Origin of the sequence: Arthrobacter sedimenti, from assembly GCF_042652025.1 — a bacterium.
Taxonomy (GTDB): domain Bacteria; phylum Actinomycetota; class Actinomycetes; order Actinomycetales; family Micrococcaceae; genus Arthrobacter; species Arthrobacter sedimenti.
The window spans coordinates 397,579-415,188 of record NZ_JBHSDQ010000004.1 but is presented as its reverse complement, the minus strand read 5'-3'; the positions used below and the strand labels follow the sequence as shown (position 1 = coordinate 415,188).

12 protein-coding genes are annotated in these 17,610 nt (G+C 64.5%); 3 read left to right on the top strand and 9 right to left on the bottom strand.

Annotated elements, in window-relative coordinates; genetic code table 11:
* Positions 1 to 97: 97 nt before the first annotated feature.
* Positions 98 to 1,156 (bottom strand): LacI family DNA-binding transcriptional regulator, encoded by a 1,059-nt coding sequence (locus tag ACFO0G_RS12460; protein ID WP_376977913.1) that lies wholly within the window; start codon positions 1,154 to 1,156, stop codon positions 98 to 100.
* Positions 1,157 to 1,336: 180 nt separating this feature from the next.
* Positions 1,337 to 2,281: an alpha/beta fold hydrolase gene (locus ACFO0G_RS12455; protein WP_376977911.1), complete on the bottom strand. Its 945-nt coding sequence runs from the start codon at positions 2,279 to 2,281 to the stop codon at positions 1,337 to 1,339.
* Between the two features lie 138 nt (positions 2,282 to 2,419).
* Between ACFO0G_RS12455 and ACFO0G_RS12450 the strand changes: the two genes are divergently transcribed.
* Positions 2,420 to 3,469 (top strand): LLM class flavin-dependent oxidoreductase, encoded by a 1,050-nt coding sequence (locus ACFO0G_RS12450; protein WP_376977909.1) that lies wholly within the window; start codon positions 2,420 to 2,422, stop codon positions 3,467 to 3,469.
* 403 nt (positions 3,470 to 3,872) lie between these two features.
* On the opposite strand, the gene ACFO0G_RS12445 is transcribed toward ACFO0G_RS12450, so the two are convergent.
* Genes ACFO0G_RS12445 through ACFO0G_RS12430 form a run of 4 tightly spaced genes read right to left on the bottom strand, consistent with a single transcriptional unit; the run spans position 3,873 to position 6,801 of the window.
* Positions 3,873 to 4,535, bottom strand: coding sequence for a DUF2326 domain-containing protein (locus ACFO0G_RS12445; RefSeq protein WP_376977907.1), 663 nt, complete (start codon positions 4,533 to 4,535; stop codon positions 3,873 to 3,875).
* Positions 4,511 to 5,638, bottom strand: a complete 1,128-nt coding sequence (locus ACFO0G_RS12440) for an ABC-three component system protein (RefSeq protein WP_376977905.1) — start codon at positions 5,636 to 5,638, stop codon at positions 4,511 to 4,513. The genes ACFO0G_RS12445 and ACFO0G_RS12440 overlap by 25 nt, the downstream gene beginning before the upstream one ends.
* Positions 5,607 to 5,816 carry an ABC-three component system middle component 6 gene (locus tag ACFO0G_RS12435; protein ID WP_376978005.1) on the bottom strand — a complete coding sequence of 70 codons (210 nt, stop codon included), beginning with the start codon at positions 5,814 to 5,816 and terminating at the stop codon, positions 5,607 to 5,609. Before ACFO0G_RS12435 ends, ACFO0G_RS12440 begins: the two co-directional genes overlap by 32 nt.
* Before the next feature lie 25 nt (positions 5,817 to 5,841).
* A complete protein-coding gene (locus tag ACFO0G_RS12430; protein ID WP_376978003.1) occupies positions 5,842 to 6,801 on the bottom strand; it encodes an ABC-three component system protein in 960 nt (319 codons plus the stop codon).
* A gap of 505 nt (positions 6,802 to 7,306) precedes the next feature.
* Between ACFO0G_RS12430 and ACFO0G_RS12425 the strand changes: the two genes are divergently transcribed.
* Both ACFO0G_RS12425 and metH read left to right on the top strand, forming a co-directional pair.
* On the top strand, positions 7,307 to 8,212 hold the full coding sequence (locus tag ACFO0G_RS12425; protein ID WP_376977903.1) for a DUF4365 domain-containing protein: 906 nt from the start codon (positions 7,307 to 7,309) through the stop codon (positions 8,210 to 8,212).
* A 133-nt stretch (positions 8,213 to 8,345) separates the two neighbouring features.
* Positions 8,346 to 11,990 (top strand): methionine synthase, encoded by a 3,645-nt coding sequence (gene metH, locus ACFO0G_RS12420; protein ID WP_376977901.1) that lies wholly within the window; start codon positions 8,346 to 8,348, stop codon positions 11,988 to 11,990.
* A gap of 49 nt (positions 11,991 to 12,039) precedes the next feature.
* On the opposite strand, the gene ACFO0G_RS12415 is transcribed toward metH, so the two are convergent.
* From ACFO0G_RS12415 to ACFO0G_RS12405, 3 genes are all read right to left on the bottom strand, one after another.
* Positions 12,040 to 13,674, bottom strand: a complete 1,635-nt coding sequence (locus tag ACFO0G_RS12415) for an ABC-F family ATP-binding cassette domain-containing protein (RefSeq protein ID WP_376977899.1) — start codon at positions 13,672 to 13,674, stop codon at positions 12,040 to 12,042.
* A gap of 367 nt (positions 13,675 to 14,041) precedes the next feature.
* Positions 14,042 to 16,909 (bottom strand): ATP-binding cassette domain-containing protein, encoded by a 2,868-nt coding sequence (locus ACFO0G_RS12410; protein ID WP_376977897.1) that lies wholly within the window; start codon positions 16,907 to 16,909, stop codon positions 14,042 to 14,044.
* Positions 16,906 to 17,469: a hypothetical protein gene (locus ACFO0G_RS12405; RefSeq protein WP_376978001.1), complete on the bottom strand. Its 564-nt coding sequence runs from the start codon at positions 17,467 to 17,469 to the stop codon at positions 16,906 to 16,908. The genes ACFO0G_RS12410 and ACFO0G_RS12405 overlap by 4 nt, the downstream gene beginning before the upstream one ends.
* Positions 17,470 to 17,610 lie beyond the last annotated feature (141 nt).

Sequence of the window (17,610 nt, the reverse complement as noted above, 5' to 3'; positions counted from 1 at the left end):
TCCTTTGTTGGGTGGGTGGGAAGACGCTTTTTGGGCGTGCGGGATCACGGCGCCGGCAACAGATGCCGATGCCCTGGCTGGTGAAGCGGAGGGGCGGTTAGGCGGGCGGTGCGTTACACCCGCACGTTCTTCCGATGTGAATGCGGTGCGGACAAATCGAAGAACTGTAGGTGTTGGACGGGGATCCGATCCTGCGCAGCAGCATGGCAAATGCCTCCTGGGCCATCTCCTGCTGCGGCTGGACAATGCTCGTCAGGTTGATCAGTCCGGAACGGCTGTGGGCCAGCCCGTCGCACCCCGCAACCGCCACATCCTCCGGGATGCGCAGGCCCTGCGCAAGCGCGTATTCCATGACGCCGATGGCGAGTTCGTCGCTGCCGCACACCACGGCCCGGGGCGGGTTGGGCGAGGAAAACAGCCGTTCGGCTGCCAGCCGGCCACCTTCGTTGTTGACGCAGGTGCTGATCTTCCACTCGCCGCCGATGGTGACGCCGGCAATGGCTGCAGTGCGGACGAAGGCCTGTTCGCGGGTAAGGGAGGCGGTGGAGAAGCGCGGTCCCACCACGGTGGCGATGTCCCGGTAACCGTGGCCCAGCATGTGTTCCATCAGCAGGGTTGCCGCGGCGTCGTCATCAATGCCAACGAAGTCGCCCTGCAGGAAGTCCGCCCTTCGGGACAGGCAAACGTAGGGGATCCGGGCAGTCCGCAGGGTGCGTAAGGCGGTGGCGTCTTCCCTCAGGGCGGCGGCAAGGATGACGCCGTCCACGTTGCGGTTCGCGAGCGTGGCGGTGACCTGGGCAAGCGTGGCCGCGTCGTCCTGCGTGGTGGCAACGAACACTTCGTATCCGGATTCGGCGGCTGCGGAGATGATGCCCTGGGCCCACCGGGGATACATGGGGTTGATGATGTTGGGCAGGATCAGCCCAACGACACGAGTCCGCAGCGGATCAGAAGATGAAGACGACTTACGGGGCCTGAACCCCAGTTCATTCGCCACGCCGATGATGCGCCGCCGGGTTTCGACCGACACACCACCCTTGCCGTTCAGCGCGTAGGACACCGTGGCAGGGGAAACGCCGGCCGCACGGGCAACAGCAGCAGCGGAAACCGTTGTGGCGCGGGGCCCGGGGGTTGCGCTGACTTTATGGCCGCTCACCATCGGCCCCCTCTCCATTGACGTGCATCCGCGGTGTCCTTGTGACGTCAATTACAGTAGGAGCCTGCTTGAGCGTTAAGCAACGTTAAGTACTTTGGAGGTGCTACTGCTGGAAGGCACGACGACGGCGGCGCGGCGAGTGCCGCCGTCGTGCCTTCTGCTGGAGGTGCTTTGGGACCGTCAGCTGCCTGCTACCCGCTGGATGAACTCGACCGTTTCGCGTTCCGTTTCGGCGCGGGTGGTGGGTTCGTTGTGGACCTCGTGGCGGACGCCGGGGAAGACGCGGGTGCGGACGTCCGCGTGGCCGGAATCAGCCAGGCGGTTGGCCACGTGGTAGGCGCCTTCGCCGTAGTTGGTGACGGGGTCCTGGTCGCCGGCGAGGATCAGGACGGGGAGTTCCGCGGGGAGCTGTTTGTACCAGTCGTCGGAGGTGACCTGGTCGTAGAGGTCCACGAAGCCCTGCAGGAACCGGGCGCTGAGCGGTGCGCCGAAGTTGTTGAAGGGGTCCCTGCCGTGGTCGGTGACGACGTCGGCGTCCAGGGCCACCCAGGCGGTGGGTTCGGCATCATCGCCGAAGCGGCCCAGGAAACCGTCGAACAGCTGGGCCACCAGCTCCTGCGGCGCCGGCTCTGCCGCGCGCTCGCCGGTGGCAAGCCGCGCCAGTTCGGGCCGGTCGATCATCTTCTCGATGCCGCGCATCTGGGCAGCGATGCCGCAGAGGATCAGGCCGGAGAGCTGCGCCTGCGGGTCCGTGGCCAGGGCGCGGGCGATCATGGATCCCCAGCTGTGGCCGAACACCACGTAGGGAAGGTGGGGGAGTGCTTCCCGGGCCTTGGCCTGGAGGGTGACCTCATCGGCGACCACCACGCTGGCGGCGTCCTCGCCGGCGTCGCCCCAGGTGCCCTGCTGCATGGCCGTGCGCCCGTGCCCGGAGTGGTCGCCCGCCACCACGATGAACCCCGCCTCCACCAGGGTGGAGATGAGGTGGAGGTAGCGGCGGGAGTGCTCGCCGAGCCCGTGGATCAGCTGCACAATGGCCTTGGGCTGCCCGATGGGTTCGTAGACCCACGCCTGAATGGTGTCGCGGCCGTTGGCGGACATGAATTCGATTTCCTGCAGTGACATATCTTCCTCCCATGCCGGCGCCGTCGCCGGCTTGAGGCGAGCCTAACCATAAGGCCGTCATGTGCGTCAATGATTGCTGGTTCATCTAGGGGGCTTCCGCCTAGTCTGAAACCAATCCCGTCTCTTTGAAGGAAGCCGATGCCGCACCCCGACCGTCCCCTGCGCAAGCTGGGATTCCTCACCATTGGTTTGTTCGATCCCGATAATCCGGCCGCGGGCCACGAGTCCACGCTGCAGATCATCGAGCTGGGGGAGCAGCTGGGGTTCGACAGTGCCTGGCTGCGCCACCGGCACCTGCAGTTCGGGATCTCCTCTCCTGTGGCGGTGATGGCCGCGGCCAGCCAGCGGACTTCCCGGATTGAGCTTGGTACCGCCGTGACGCCCCTGGGTTGGGAGAACCCCCTGCGGCTGGCGGAGGACCTGGCCACCGTGGACCTGCTGGCCGGGGGACGCATCAATCCCGGCGTGAGCGTGGGGGAGCCGATGCAGTACGACACGGTGAAGCATGAGCTGTACCCGGACACCGCGGACGTGGAGGACTTCAGTTACGCCCGGGTGGAGCGGTTTGCGCGTCTGGTAGCGGGGGCGCCGGTGCGGGAGTTCTCCGGCAAGCAGGGCGTGGTGGAGGAGTTCTCCAATCGGGTGGAGCCGCACTCACCTGGGCTGCGAGACCGGCTTTGGTACGGAGCGGGCAGCACGAAGTCGGCGGTGTGGGCGGGTGCTCAGGGGTTCAATCTGCTGTCCAGCAGCGTGATCTTCCCGGACAAGGACCAGGAACCGGACTTCGCCCTGGTCCAGCAGTCGCAGATCCGGGCGTTCCGGGAGGCTGCTTTGGCCTCGGGGCATGCTGGGGCGCGGGTGTCGCAGGGCCTGGTGGTAATTCCGACCGACTCGGCATCGCCGGCCCAGCGGGAGAAGTACCAGCGGTACGTGGACGAACGCACTCCCCGCACCGCTGCGCCGCAGGGGCCGCGAGGCATGATGTTCGCGGCTGATCTCATTGGAACCAGCGAGGAGATTGCCGAGCAGCTATACGCGCATGCCGGGTTCCAGGAAGTGGACGAGGTGGCCTTTGCCCTGCCCTTCAGCTTCGAGCATGAGGACTACGTCCAGATCCTTACCGACATTGCCGGAAAGCTGGGGCCGGCTTTGGGCTGGGTGGCAGGGGAGGCTGGGCAGCCGGCGTAGTAGCATATGCTGGTTTTGTGAGCTCGCCTGCTGCCAGCCAGCACGGCAACAGTGCTGAATGAGCGTGCCCTGGAGAAGCAGAGCCTCACCGCGATCAAGACTTTGGCCCGATTGCTCGAAAACCTTGGGACGAAAGTGTCAGCTTTGACTCTATGAGTGTTCGTGGTTCCTAGGGAATTAGTGCCTACGACCCTATTCCGACGCCTACCTTCTTCCGAAACCTGACGTTAGCTTGAGGTATCCAAACGGGGGCTGGGAAAGGAGACGACGGTCTGCCCTAATGTCCTTATTGCGGGGATGCGTTTACACGGCTGCCGGCTGCCAGTCAACAAAGTTTGAAGAAAGGCAGCAGGCCCAACAATCAAGGAATATAACCAAGGTTAAGTCTCCGCGTCGGCGCGGGTTAGCCGAAGCGAAAGCCGAAAAGCCCTCCCGCGTCTGTCTCGTCAGTGAGCCGAGTTTCAAGTATATATGGCTCTGCGTCAAAGGCGCCGTTACTCTGAGCCTCAACAGTCGCGAGAAAGTCGGAGTTGAGAGTCACGATGTATTGGAAACCGTGCTTCTCGGCCAGCCTGGCCCCAATGTTTAGGCACGAAGCCACTTGCCGTCCGTCAATTGCGTCGAATAGGTGACTATCGTGGACGAGTATCCGGGGTGATCGCCCCGCCTTGATTGCCGCTATCTCACAAACAACATCAAGCATGAACGTCTCAACGTTTCGGACACCGGTGCTCGCATCCCCTGAAACTTGAGGCTCGACGCTAAGGAGACCCTTCGCGGTTGGAGAAACAAGCAGCGAAGCCTCACGATCGGTGTATATTTCCGCACCAAGATCGCTGAACAATGAGATCGACTCATCGAGTTTGTCATCTCGTTCGTTTAGTTCTATACGAACTGATGCGACGAGTTCTGCGGTTCTAAGTTTAATCGTATCGCTGATGGTGCTGATTGAATTTGCCGCTTCTAGCCGACGCTCCAAGTCCGCAACGTCGGCTTCCTGCTTCGCAAGATCCCGCTGAATGCTCAAAAAAGTGTCAAGCGCTACAGTCTCGTTGAGTAGCTGCATGATCTGAGATCTTTGGCCGTCCAAGCTCGGCGTTCCGCGTCTATGGACTCAAGCCGTGATTTTACGGCGCCGAGTTCCTGCTCCAAAAACGACCGCCGATTACGCACGACGGACTCATGGAAAGCCACGACCTCGTCGTAGCGTCTGCTTACTACGTCAGGGAGAACGAGACCTATTTCAGCATATACGCGAGCAAGTCTCGCCGTCAGATCGCCGCCTTGGGGAGGCTGTACCTCATCCCTCAACACTTCATCTAGCTCACGTGATCGGCGTTGCAGGGCCAGCGCCTCATCATTGAGACTCTGTATCGCACCACTGATCCTGTCGGCTTCTTGTTGGTGGTCGGCGTACCGTTCGTCGACTTTGAACGAGCGCAAATCCTGTTGCATGCGATCCCGCTGACGACGGGTTGTGGCGAGCTGTGCACGCAGCGCTGGCTCATCAAGTGAGAGGTGCGCTATTGCTCCTTCCCGGACTGCTCGGCGGATTGCCTTACCTTGCTTGGTGAGACGATCGACATCTCCAGCCTTGCCTAGGATTTCTGGCGACAGGCCCAACATGAAGCCAATCTTCACACCGGATTCCCAATCGGCCTCGGCTTGGTGACCCTTGATGGGGTTGCCGAAATACGTCCGGATGAGTTGCGCCCAAAGCTGTCCGACTGTCGGTCGAATTGCATCAGCGGGGATGCGAAAAACATGACGAGACAGTAGCTCGCGCCACTCATCAACATGAAGGTCCGTGGACCCGGGAGTTGCGGACCAACCAGATAGTTGGACCCGCGTAGTTGGGGAAACGGCGCGTGTGACGGAAACCTTTTCTTCCCCGGCCCCCTCCACTGTCGGAAGTCCGAGGATGACTGTGAAACTGTGTTCAGCCAATTCAGGCACCTTGAATTCAGATGGTAGATCACCACCGAGCATGTACCGCAGAATTTTGACAAAACTTGTCTTGCCAATACTGTTTCGGCTGTCACCCTGCGCTGATGCCTCCGTGCGGTCAGCGACTAGGATGTTCAGTCCTTCGCGAAAGCGAAGGGTTTTAAACCTCGGGTCAGATGAGGTAAGCGAGCTAAGAAACATGCGCACGCCTGAGGTAGCCATCAACCGACCTATCTACCAATCCCATTGCATAAAGGGCGGCTAGTGCTAGCGAGAACCAGTCAAATGTGATTCGGCGCGACCTAGCCGAAGCACGCTGCCGAACCCTATAGCGCTCCCAGAGCGCTGACACGGACATCGGATCGCGAAGCTCTTCAAGGATTTCTGAGCCGATTGTCATGAGGGCGCGCTCGGATGATACTCCTTTAGTGGGCAACAGCATCGGGCACCTCTCCCCTTGCCACATCTCCTTCTGCCGGTGGCGTCTCGAAAATGTGGCAGGAATCGAAGAAATACGAGACAACGGCGAACGCTGCATTGGCCCGCTTTCCATCCATCCGGAAGTTAGCGCCGGCCACAGACACATACAGCCGCTCCAGAATCTCGGCCGGCACTGTCGTGACTGCTCGGGCTTCCTCATAAAGAGACCGGAACTTGTCCCCGTGAACATCGTAGAGACCTGGATCCGACGACTCCTCGTACCAACGATCAATCCGGGGCGCCAGAAGCCTTCCTGCATTAAATTCGATACGGCTTGCCTCCGGCAGTTCATTGAAGTCCATTTTGGAAGCGGGAACCGGAAGTACGTCTGCGCCAGCGTCGATAGCTGAACCCTGAGTACCAAGAGTATCGAGCAGCGGGAGCAAATCTGCGAGCTCCACGTTTTCGGCTCCAGGTGCGCCAGGGAAAAGTTCGTTAAGGACTGCCGTCTCCAGAGTGCCGACTACCTGCCGCCACAGGGCCTCCGAATTAACGACGCGGACTGTCAAGGGCCGATCGCTTGCCGGTCCGTGATCCTTCTGCAGCTCCGTTACGGTCCTCAATGACTCTGGGCCGATGGGTGCGTTCGTCACGAACTTCCAAGTGTGGAAACTGCCCCACTGACTCAAACCGCGTGTGAAGTCGGAGCTGATTTTCGCGGCCAGTTCTCGTTCGGCGTTGCGACCCGGCCTCTGCCCATAGCAGGCGTAAAAGATGGTGCCCCCTTCAGCCAAGCCATCACAGCCGCCGTCTCCAAGCGTCCCGGATGGGGCGGGGTTCACGAAGTCTGGGTGAAAAAGTGAGAGGACCTTCGAGACGTAATCCTCAAAGGGTGTGCCGGATTTGAAGCACTCCTGCTGGTGACGGAAGTGGTACCAATCACGCCAGTTTGGTGTCAGTAGCATCGTCACCCCCGTAGTGGCCAATAGCGATTCCCAACGATCGCCTCCCCAAGGCTACCTCCCAAGACGCCACGCTCTGTGTAGATGAAGATATAACCACGTTCGCGGTCCCAGGCATGGAGTCATGCGTGTCGATGGTTTGGTTTCACAAAGCTTGCCTTCTGCTTCAAATTGCGCCTCATCAGAGGCTTCGGAGCGCCCCAGGGGTGGTTCCTTCCGTGGCTTCCTTGACGGAACAGCTGCGAAGGCGAAGTCCCTACATGATCCAGTCGCAGCGACAACGGTGAGGCGCATAAGCAGAGGCTTCCCCGGAATACGGTTGGAGAGATACTCAGAAAACCCGGCGGTCCGGCGAGCTATGAATTGGGTATGACTTGAGTGACCGCACTGACCATTTTGAAGCCTTTACTTTGACATATAGAGGAGACACATTGACCAAATTCCAGAACGAAAATCAGCTGAAAGGCCGATTTGGGGAGTTGCTTGCGTCTTTTGCCTTCCCACCAGAATGGGTCGTCCGTCCCATCCAGCACGACTACGGACTCGACCTGGAAGTCGAGGTCTTCCACCCTGTCCGGGCAGAGGGGGGAAACAGATGTATCAAACTTGGGGCGAGCACCTTTACCTTCAGGTGAAGACGACGGACAAGTTCAAATTTTCCAAACACGTGGAGGATGACCGCGTCACCCCTGTGCTGAAGTTCTCGATAGAGACTGCAGAACTCAAGCTGGTGGAGGCTATGGGGGCCAGTGTTCCTGTCGTTCTCCTCGTGGTGGATAGAGCAGACATGAAGCTCTTCTATGTATGCCTGAACGACTACATCTCCAAGAAGCTGGCCGTTAGCAGCCCTACGTGGCGAGACCAGCAGAGCATCACTCTGTATATCCCTATCCGGAACGAAATCAGGGTTACTGATGAAGAGTTCGATGGGTCGTCGCACTGGGGATACTTCGCCAGGCTCGCGCAAAGAAGCAAGATCTACAGTGCCGCGAATCTGACGCACCACTATTCGGTAGAGCTCGAGCATGCTTCAGACAAACTCTTCGCAGACGAGATGGACCCAACTTTTTTTGGGCCCGCGGCGGCGGACTACATTCACAGGGTTGAGACGTTTACGAATGAAGTGGCAGAGCTAGATATTTGGCGCAAGACCGACAACGAGTGGGCGGCACTTGAAAATCATCGCCAGGCCCTCAATGAACTGAAGGAGCGTACCGCCAACTTGAAGGCAGAACTTAAGGCACTTGATGGTCCTCCAGAGAGTCTCCTGGACTCCAACTTCTTTTTGGGCCGTCTGGACTTCCTGAGCAGCGCATTTAGAACGCTCTCGCTCCTAGGTCGAGAATACGAACAAACAGCGAGGCTTGAGCGCCTCCCCGGAGGGGATCCCTTTGCCTCGCATGACGAAGCCTGAACAACATCATTGTGTCGGCAACTGCCCCGCCCGGTCCTGAACCGGGGTCGGCTCGGGACCACCTCAGATCCCTCCCGCCGTAGCATCCAGACACACAGCGCAACGTTGGCGCCCCCGCCCGTAACCTGTTTAAATGCCTCGTTTCGCACTGGACATCGAGTCCGTCCCCCGCCCCGCCCGTTCACAGGAACTCCTGGACGCCGTAAACCACCGGGTGGTCATTGCCGACGGCGCCATGGGCACCATGCTGCAGGGCCGCGATCTGCAGTTGGACACGGACTTCCAGAACCTCGAGGGCTGCAACGAGATCCTTAACGACACCCGTCCGGACGTCATCGCCGACATCCACGACGCCTACTTCGCCACCGGCATCGACGCCGTCGAGACCAACACCTTCGGCGCCAACTGGTCCAACCTCTCCGACTACGGCATCGATGACCGCATCGAAGAACTCGCGAGAAAGGGCGCAAGGATCGCCCGCGAGCGAGCGGAAGCGGCAGAAGAAACAGACGGCCGCATGCGCTGGGTCCTCGGCTCCATGGGCCCCGGCACCAAACTCCCCAGCCTGGGCCACACCAGCTACGACTACCTCAAGCAGACCTTCGCCCTCCAGGCTGAGGGCCTCATCGACGGCGGCGCCGACGCCTTCCTCATCGAAACCAGCCAGGACCTCCTGCAGACCAAGGCTGCGGTCAACGGCTGCAAACAGGCCATCGTCGCCAAGGGAATCCGCCTCCCCATCTTCGTCGAAGTCACGGTCGAAACCACCGGCACCATGCTCATGGGCTCCGAAATCGGCGCCGCACTTACCGCCCTCGAGCCGCTCGGCGTCGACGCGATCGGCCTGAACTGCGCCACCGGCCCGGACGAGATGAGCGAGCACCTCCGCCACCTCGCCAAGCAGTCCTCCGTCGCCATCGCCTGCATGCCCAACGCCGGCCTCCCCATCCTCGGCGCCAACGGCGCGCACTACCCGCTCACCCCCACCGAACTCGCCACCGCGCACGAACAATTCGTCCGCGAATTCGGCCTGGGCCTGGTGGGCGGCTGCTGCGGTACGACGCCGGAGCACATGGCCGCCGTCGTCGAACGTTTGGCTCCCTTCCGGACTAAAGCCGTGGACACCAAGGAAGCCAACGCACCAGCCCGCATCCCCGAAGAGCGCGAGGCCGGCGTCGCCTCCCTCTACCAGCACGTCAACTTCGACCAGGAGTCCGCCTACCTGGCCATCGGTGAGCGCACCAACGCCAACGGTTCCAAAGCCTTCCGCCAGGCCATGCTCGAGGAACGCTGGGATGACTGCGTGGACATCGCCCGCGAACAGATCCGCGTGGGCGCGCACCTGCTGGACGTCTGCGTCGACTACGTGGGCCGCGACGGCGTGGCGGACGTCAAGGAGATCGTCTCCCGCTTCGCCTCCGCCTCCACCCTCCCGCTGGTCATCGACTCCACCGAACCGCCCGTCCTCAAAGCTGGCCTGGAACTCATCGGCGGCCGCCCCGTGGTCAACTCCGTCAACTACGAGGACGGCGACGGCCCCAACAGCCGCTTCGCCCGCATCATGCCGCTGGTGAAGGAACACGGCACCGCCGTCATCGCCCTGACCATCAACGAAGAAGGCCAGGCCCGCACCACCGAGGGCAAAGTCGCTATCGCCTCCCGCCTGGTCGACTCCCTGGTGGGCGAGTGGGGCATGCGCGTCGAGGACATCATCGTCGACTGCCTCACCTTCCCCGTCGCCACCGGCCAGGAGGAAACCCGCCGCGATGGCATCGAAACCATCGAGGCCATCCGCCAGATCACCGCGAAATACCCCGGCATCAACACCACCCTCGGCGTCTCCAACGTCTCCTTCGGCCTCAACCCGGCCGCGCGCATCGTGCTGAACTCCGTGTTCCTGCACGAAGCTGTGCAGGCCGGCCTGACGAGCGGCATCATCGACGCCGCCAAGATCGTCCCGCTCGCCTCCCTCCCGGAGGAACAGCGCAAGGTGGCTCTGGACCTGGTCTGGGACCGCCGCGAATACGACGCCGACGGCAACACCACCTACGACCCCCTGGCCAGCATGCTGGACATGTTCGCCGGCGTCGACACCGCAGCACTCAAGGACCAGCGCGCAGCTGAACTCGCTGCCCTCCCCACGGGCGCACGCCTGGAACGGCGCATCATCGACGGCGAGGGCAAGGGCCTCGAAGAGGACCTGGACCTGGCCCGCAGCGAAGGCATGACCCCGCTCGGCATCATCAACGACCATCTGCTCGAGGGCATGAAGGTGGTGGGCGAACGCTTCGGCGCGGGCGAAATGCAGCTGCCGTTCGTGCTGCAGTCCGCCGAGGTCATGAAGAACGCCGTGGCCCTGCTGGAGCCGCACATGGAGAAGGCGGACTCCTCCGGTAAGGGCACCATGGTGATCGCCACCGTCCGCGGCGACGTGCACGACATCGGCAAGAACCTGGTGGACATCATCCTCACCAACAACGGCTACAAGGTCGTCAACATCGGCATCAAGCAGGGCATCGCCGAGATCATCGCAGCGGCTGAGCAGCACAACGCCGACGTGATCGGCATGTCCGGGCTGCTGGTGAAGTCCACCGTGGTGATGAAGGAAAACCTCGCCGAGCTGCAGTCCCGCGGCCTCGCCAAGAAGTGGCCCGTGATCCTGGGCGGCGCAGCCCTCACCCGCGCCTACGTGGAGCAGGACCTGGCCGAGCAGTTCGATGGCGTGGTCCGCTACGCCAAGGACGCCTTCGAGGGCCTCTCCCTCATGGAGCCGCTGGTCCGCGTGGCCCGCGGAGAATCACCGGACGACGTCGGCCTGCCGCCTTTGAAAAAGCGCATCCACAAGGGCGGCGCCAAGTTCACAATTACTGAGCCGGAAGCCATGCCCGGCCGGTCCGACGTCGCCACCGACAACCCCGTGCCCGTGCCGCCGTTCTGGGGCACCCGCATCGTCCGCGGCGTCTCGCTGCACGACTACTCCGCGTTCCTCGACCAGCGCGCCACCTTCATGGGCCAGTGGGGCCTCAAGCCCGGCCGCGGCGAGGACGGCGCCTCCTACGAGGAACTCGTGGAACGCGAAGGCCGCCCGCGCCTGCGCTACTGGCTGGACCGCATCCTCGGCGAAGGCATGCTGGACGCCTCCGTGGCCTACGGCTACTTCCCCGTGGTCTCCGAGGGCGAACAGGTGGTGGTCCTCCACCACGGCGAGGATCCCGACGGCGTCCTGGGCCAGGCAGGCCTGCTCGCCCCCGACGGTGGTTCAGGCGGCCCGATCGGCACCGACCGCCTGCGCTTCGATTTCCCGCGCCAGCGCCGCGACCGGCACCTGTGCCTGGCCGACTTCGTGAAGTCCCGCGAGTCCGGCCAGATCGACGTGCTGCCGGTGCAGCTGGTCACCGCCGGTTCCAAGATCGAAGAGTTCACGTCCAAGATGTTCGCTGCCAACCAGTACCGCGACTACTACGAGCTCAACGGCCTGGTCATGCAGCTCACCGAGGCGCTGGCCGAGTTCTGGCACGCGCGCATCCGCAAGGAACTCGGCTTTGGGTCCGAGGAGCCCAAGGACACGGCAGGGTACTTCAAGCTGGACTACCGCGGTGCCCGGTTCTCGCTGGGCTACCCCGCCTGCCCCGACATGGAGGACCGCCGAAAGGTCACCGAGCTGCTGAAGCCCGAGCGCATGGGCGTCATCCTGAGCGACGAGCTCATGCTGCACCCCGAGCAGTCCACCGACGCGTTCGTGTTCCACCACCCGGAGGCCAAGTACTTCAAGGTGTGAGGTGGGCCGGCCCGGAGCGGCACGACTGTCACTCCGGGGCCGTTTCCTGTCATTCCCCGCCCGGGAGGGAGGTGCCCGGCAGCGAGGCCAGCTGGGTCAACGAACCGCCGCGGTCCAGGCTGAGGATGAGGTCCAGGTCCAGCCGGTCCAGGAACGCGTCATCGTGACTGACCACAATCACGGCGCCCCGATACGCAGCGAGGGCCTCCACCAACTGGTCCACGCTGCGGATATCCAGGTTGTTGGTGGGCTCGTCCAGGATCAGCACCTGGGCGGGCGGGTCCGCGAACAGCAGCGTGGCCAGGGAAACCCGGAACCGTTCACCGCCGGAGAGCGTCCGCACCGGCCGGTTCACGCTGTCCCCGCGCAAAAGGAACCGTGCCAACCGGTTCCGGATATCACCGGAAGGCACCGCCGCAGCGGCGTCCTGGACGTTTTCGAGCGTGGTGGCTTCTTCCCTGAGCCCATCGAGCCGCTGGCGCAGGTACCCGGCCCGGTCCGTGAGCAGGCTGCCGCCGGCTTCACCGTCGGTGCACGGAAGGCAACCGGCCAGCCTCTCCAGGAGCGTGGTCTTTCCGGCTCCGTTCGGGCCAATGATCGCGACCCGTTCGGGGCCCTGCACCACGTAGGAGCGGTCGGTGCCCCACAGCTCGGCGATCCGCCGGCTGCGCGGAACCTGCGGGTCGGGAAGATCCACCGATATCCGTTCCTCCTCGCGCACCCGGGAAGCAGCGGCGTCCAAGGCATCCTGGGCCGCCTGCACCCTGGAATCCATTCCGGAGCGCATTTTTCCTGCCGCCACCTGGGCGTCGGAGGCCCGTTGGTTCATCAGGATTTTGGACCCCTTCTTGTTCTCGTAGCTCTTCTGGCCTGTCCTGGCCCGGCTGGCCAGCTTCGTATCCGCCTCCTGCTTCTGGCGCTTTTCCTTCTTCACCTGCTGTTCGGCCGAACGGGTGGCCTGCACCGCGGCGGCCTGCTGTTCATCCAGGTAGTCCCGCCATTCGCTGTAGGGTCCGCCGAACACCGTCAGCCCTCCCTCAAACAGCTCTGCCGTTTCGTCCATAAGCTCCAGCAGCGCAAGGTCGTGGCTGACCACCAGCAGGCTTCCCGGCCAATCACCCAGCATCCGGCCAAGTGCCGAACGGGCATCCCGGTCCAGGTTGTTGGTCGGTTCATCCAGCAGCGTGATGGGAGTCCGCCGGATCCTCAGCCCGCTGATGGCGGCCAGCATCGCCTCCCCGCCGGACAACTCACCCACGCTCCGGTCAAGCCCGGCCCCGGAGAGCCCGATATCCTGCAGCGCTTCACCAGCGCGGGCTTCGATGTCCCAGTCGTCACCGAGGACGTCGAAGTGCTCCACTGCGGCATCTCCGGATTCGATGGCGCGCAGGGCGGTGACCTTGTCCTTGATTCCCAGCAGTTCCATCAGCGTGGCATCGCGGCGCAGCGTCAGGGTCTGAGGCAGGTAGCCAACGTCGCCTCCGGTGGAGATGGTGCCGGCGGTGGGCGCGAACGTCCCTGCTATCAGGCGTAGCAGGGTGGATTTTCCGGAACCGTTGGTTCCCACCAGCCCGGTTTTTCCCGGCCCGAAACTGCCGGAGATCCCGGACAGCGCCGGTGAGCCGTCCGGCCACTGGAAATGGACGTCCGTGAGGACGACGGATGGAGTATGTGATGTAGGCATGGTGCTCCCAATAGAAGATGCCGGGCGGCCGGGCCGCGGTTCGCCAAAAAGGTCAGGTGTGGAACGCGCGGGAAGTCCTACGGGGGACGGGCTGCCACGGAAGCCGGCCAGGGCGCGCGGGGATAAGCACCAGGCTGTGCAGGGTGGCGGGAAATCAGTGCAGGGCAAAGAACGCCATGGATTGGCATCGGGCTCCGGGTGGTTTCAGCGGTAGAAGCGCTGAGACCTGCCGGGCCCTTAGGGCATCAGGGAAGTGTCAGCGCGCGGACTGCGTCGCGAAACCTGAAATGCCCGTCACAAGATTGCCTAACACTGGGGAACAGAGGACATCAGTGTCACAAATTCAGTACGGGAACGCAATCCGCCATCACAGGTGTGCGCCGGCGCTTTCCCTGCGATCCGATCCGCCACGCGCTGCAGGCGGCAGTGAGTCCTGCCGGCCCCGGCCCGCAACCGCGCTGGATACCGGCTTCACCCGCCGCAGCGAGGCAAGCACCGCCCGGCCCACCACGGCGATGCCAATTACCGTGGTGACGGCGCGCAGGGTGTCCCAGCCCGCCGTCGAGGTCAGCAGCGAGTAGAGCAGGAAGCTGCTGAGGTTGGCGCCCAGCGGTGCGCCCGGAACATAGGAAATGCCGGTGCCCGCACCCACAGCGAACGGCCAGAACCACAGGTTCAGCAGCAGCCCGAACACGTAGGACGCCACGACGCCGTAGCCGGCCAGCATCCACAGTTCGGCCTTGCCGCGCACCCGCTTGGGGAGCAGCCCGGCGCCGGCGCCCACCCACGCGCAGGCGAAAATCTGGAACGGCGTCCAGGGCCCGATGCCGCCCCAAAGTGCGCTGGACACGGCGATGGTGGCGGCGCCCAGCAGCAGCCCGAACCGGGCACCGAACGCACGCCCGGCCAGGATCAGCAGGATAAACACGGCCTCCACGCCGCCGACGCCGGTGCTCGCCACCCGCACGGCGGAACCGACGGCAGCCAGCACGCCGAGCAGCGCCACCGTATGTGCCGAGCGCACCGATCCGTCCAGCGAAAGCACGACGGCGACCGCGGCCACGGGTGCGATGGCCAGGGCAATGTAAGGGGTTGCGGCGGCAGCGTCCTGGGGGAGCGCCGCGGCAAGCAGCGGCCAGCAGAACGCCGCAAGGGCGGCCAGGTTGGCAACGGCGAGGACAGCAAGCTCGGCGCCGCGCGGCATCCGTACCCGGTGGGGCTTCCTGGCACGCGGGTCGTCTGCCTGTTCAGCGGTGGACACCCCCGCCTGTGCTCCGGCAAGAGCGGGCCCGGATGTTTGGACGCGGGGCGCCCGGACATACGGTTCCGGAGCAGCGACAGGTTCCAAAGATGGTGCCACGCCATCGCGCATCGGGAGGATCCGGGCGCCCAGGCTGTGGGCGAAGTCGAGGTCGTGCGTGGCGATCAGGACCGCTTCGCCGTCCTCTGCCGCGGTGCGCAGGGCCGCGGCCACCGCAGTCCGTGCGGCAGGATCGAGCCCGCGCGTGGGTTCGTCGATGAGCAGTACATCCGGGTCATCCATCGTCTGCAGGGTGATGGCCAGGATTCTGCGTTCGCCGGCGGAGAGGTCCCGCGGATGCCCGTTCCCGACGGGAATGCTGCTGCCTCCCCGCAGCCGGGACAGCCGTGCCGCCGCGGTACCGGCAGTAACCGCTGTGCCCTTGTTCCGCCGCGCCTGCCGCCGCTCCGCCGACCGCAGCTCGCCCGTTACCGTGTCCCTGGTGAAGAGGTCGTCCGACGCGTCCGGCACCAGGGCGACCCGGCCGCCGTCGGACGTTGCGCCGGTACCTTCACCCAGGGCCAGCGCCACCAGCAGGGACGACTTCCCGGCCCCGTTCGGTCCCACCAGCGCCACGATCTCGCCGTGGTGCAGGGCCAGCGAGGCGTCGCGGACCAGCGGTACGCCCTTCCGACGCACCTCAAGGTGGGTTGCCGTCAGCACAGGGGCGCGACCGGGATCCGGAACGGCCGCTGGCCGGGCCTCGGCGGGAGTTGCGGGGGAGGGAGGGGCGCCCGGCACCAGCGCGCCGCCGTCGATGGCCCACCAGGAATCAGCCACGGGAACCAGCGCCGCCGCCCGGTGTTCGGCCACGATGACGCACACGCCGTGTTCGCGGGCCAGGGCGTCTAGCACGGAAATGACGCGGCGGCGGTGTGCGGCATCAAGGTCGGCCAGGGGCTCATCCACCAGGAGCAGCTGCGGGTTATCCACGACGGCGGCGGCGATAGCAACGAGCGTTGCCTCACCTGCAGAAAGGGTGCTGACGTTCCGGTCCAGCAGCGCCGCGACCCCGATCCTGTCGGCCACCTCCCGTACCCGGGCCTTCACGGCAGTGGAGGGCACGCCACGGAGTTCAAGGGCCAGGGCGATGTCGTCCCCGACTCGGGTGGTGGCGAAGGCGGCCCGTGGGTTCTGCAGGACGACGCCCACCAAGTCCGCGGTATCACGCGGGGGAGCGGAGGCGCGGTCCGTCCCGGCAATCTGTACGGTGCCGGAAAGCTCCCCTCCGTCCACGTGGGAAAGGAGGCCCGCGAGGCCGCGCAGGATGGTGGACTTGCCGGAGCCCGTGGGCCCGGTGATCACCGCGACGGACCCGGCCGGCGGTGCAAACGAATCAACCTGGATGCGCGCGTCAGCGATGCGGAACTGTGCGTCGCGCACCTGAAGCGGGCCGCCGTCGTCGTGGTGTCCTTGGCGGGATGCCCGGCTGCCGAAGCCGCGCAGCTCCAGGGCCGCGGCAATGCGGCCGGCGTGTTCCAGGGTGCGTTCGAGGATGGGAACCAGGGCGCGGGGGCCGAAGCGTTCGCCGCGGAGCCGGAAGGCCAGGCGCATGGAGGCCACGGCGTCGGCCAGCGCGGGGAGCGCCGCCCAGGCCACCACCAGCATCCGGGCCACCCCCTGCAGGGGACCGCCCCGGGCCAGGCGGACAAAGCCGCGGGACACATCCACCCAGGCATTGAGCAGGCCGAAGCCGAGGATCGTCGCGGCGATCGGGAGCGCTGACAGCACGGCCGCCCAGAGCCCCGGGGCGGTGATGGGGCCCAGGAACACCACATGGGCGTATGGGGCGGGAAGCCGCAGCGGCGGGAGATTGAGCAGGACCGGACTGCCGGTGCCGGCTCCGTTGAAGAGGACGCGGTAGACGACCCGCGCCGCGATGAACACAGCAGCGAGAACCGCCGCTGCGCGCAACGGCGCGGGCCGGAAGGTCATGACGCGGGAGCTGCCGGTTCGTTGTCCACGGTGTAGAGCAGTTCAAGGCTCTCGCCGGGGTTGAGCTTCAGGCTGTCCAGGCCTTCCTGCGCGTAAGCCCACGTGCCGGCGGCGGGCTTCACCCAAAGTGCCCAGTACGAGACAGTGTTTTTGTCATCGCACGCTTCACGGGTGGTGCCACCCTTGTGCTTGATGTCGAAGTCCGCGGCGGGCACGCCGTTGACGCGGCACGCGAAGCTCGTGGGGTACTTGGCGGTGCCCTCGGTCTTGATCTTGGCCTGTTCGAGGACCTTGGCGGCCACGGTGGGTCCGTCCACGGACACGCAGGCGGAGGTGTCGGCGGCGGACTGCTTCAAGGCGCCGGAATCGACGATGACTTTCACGCCGGCGCAGGGGGCGGCGGAGGTTGAAGCGGCGCTGGCGCTCGACGAAGCCGCTGCGGAAGTGGCAGGGGCCGAGGAGCTGGGCTGGGTGGAGGCCGGCGTGGAACAGGCGGCGAGGGTCAGCAGGAGGCCTGCGGCGGCCAGGGAGCCCGCGGACGCGGTGCGAAGTTTAGTCAATGTCACCTGTCAAGGGTAGGGCGTTGGCGCCCCGGAGCCGATGGCCGTTCCGTTGTGTGACGCGGGCCCTCACCATGCGCAGGCGCTGGGGACGGAAAAGGGCCGACGACGGCACTCGAGTGAGTGCCGCCGTCGACCCCT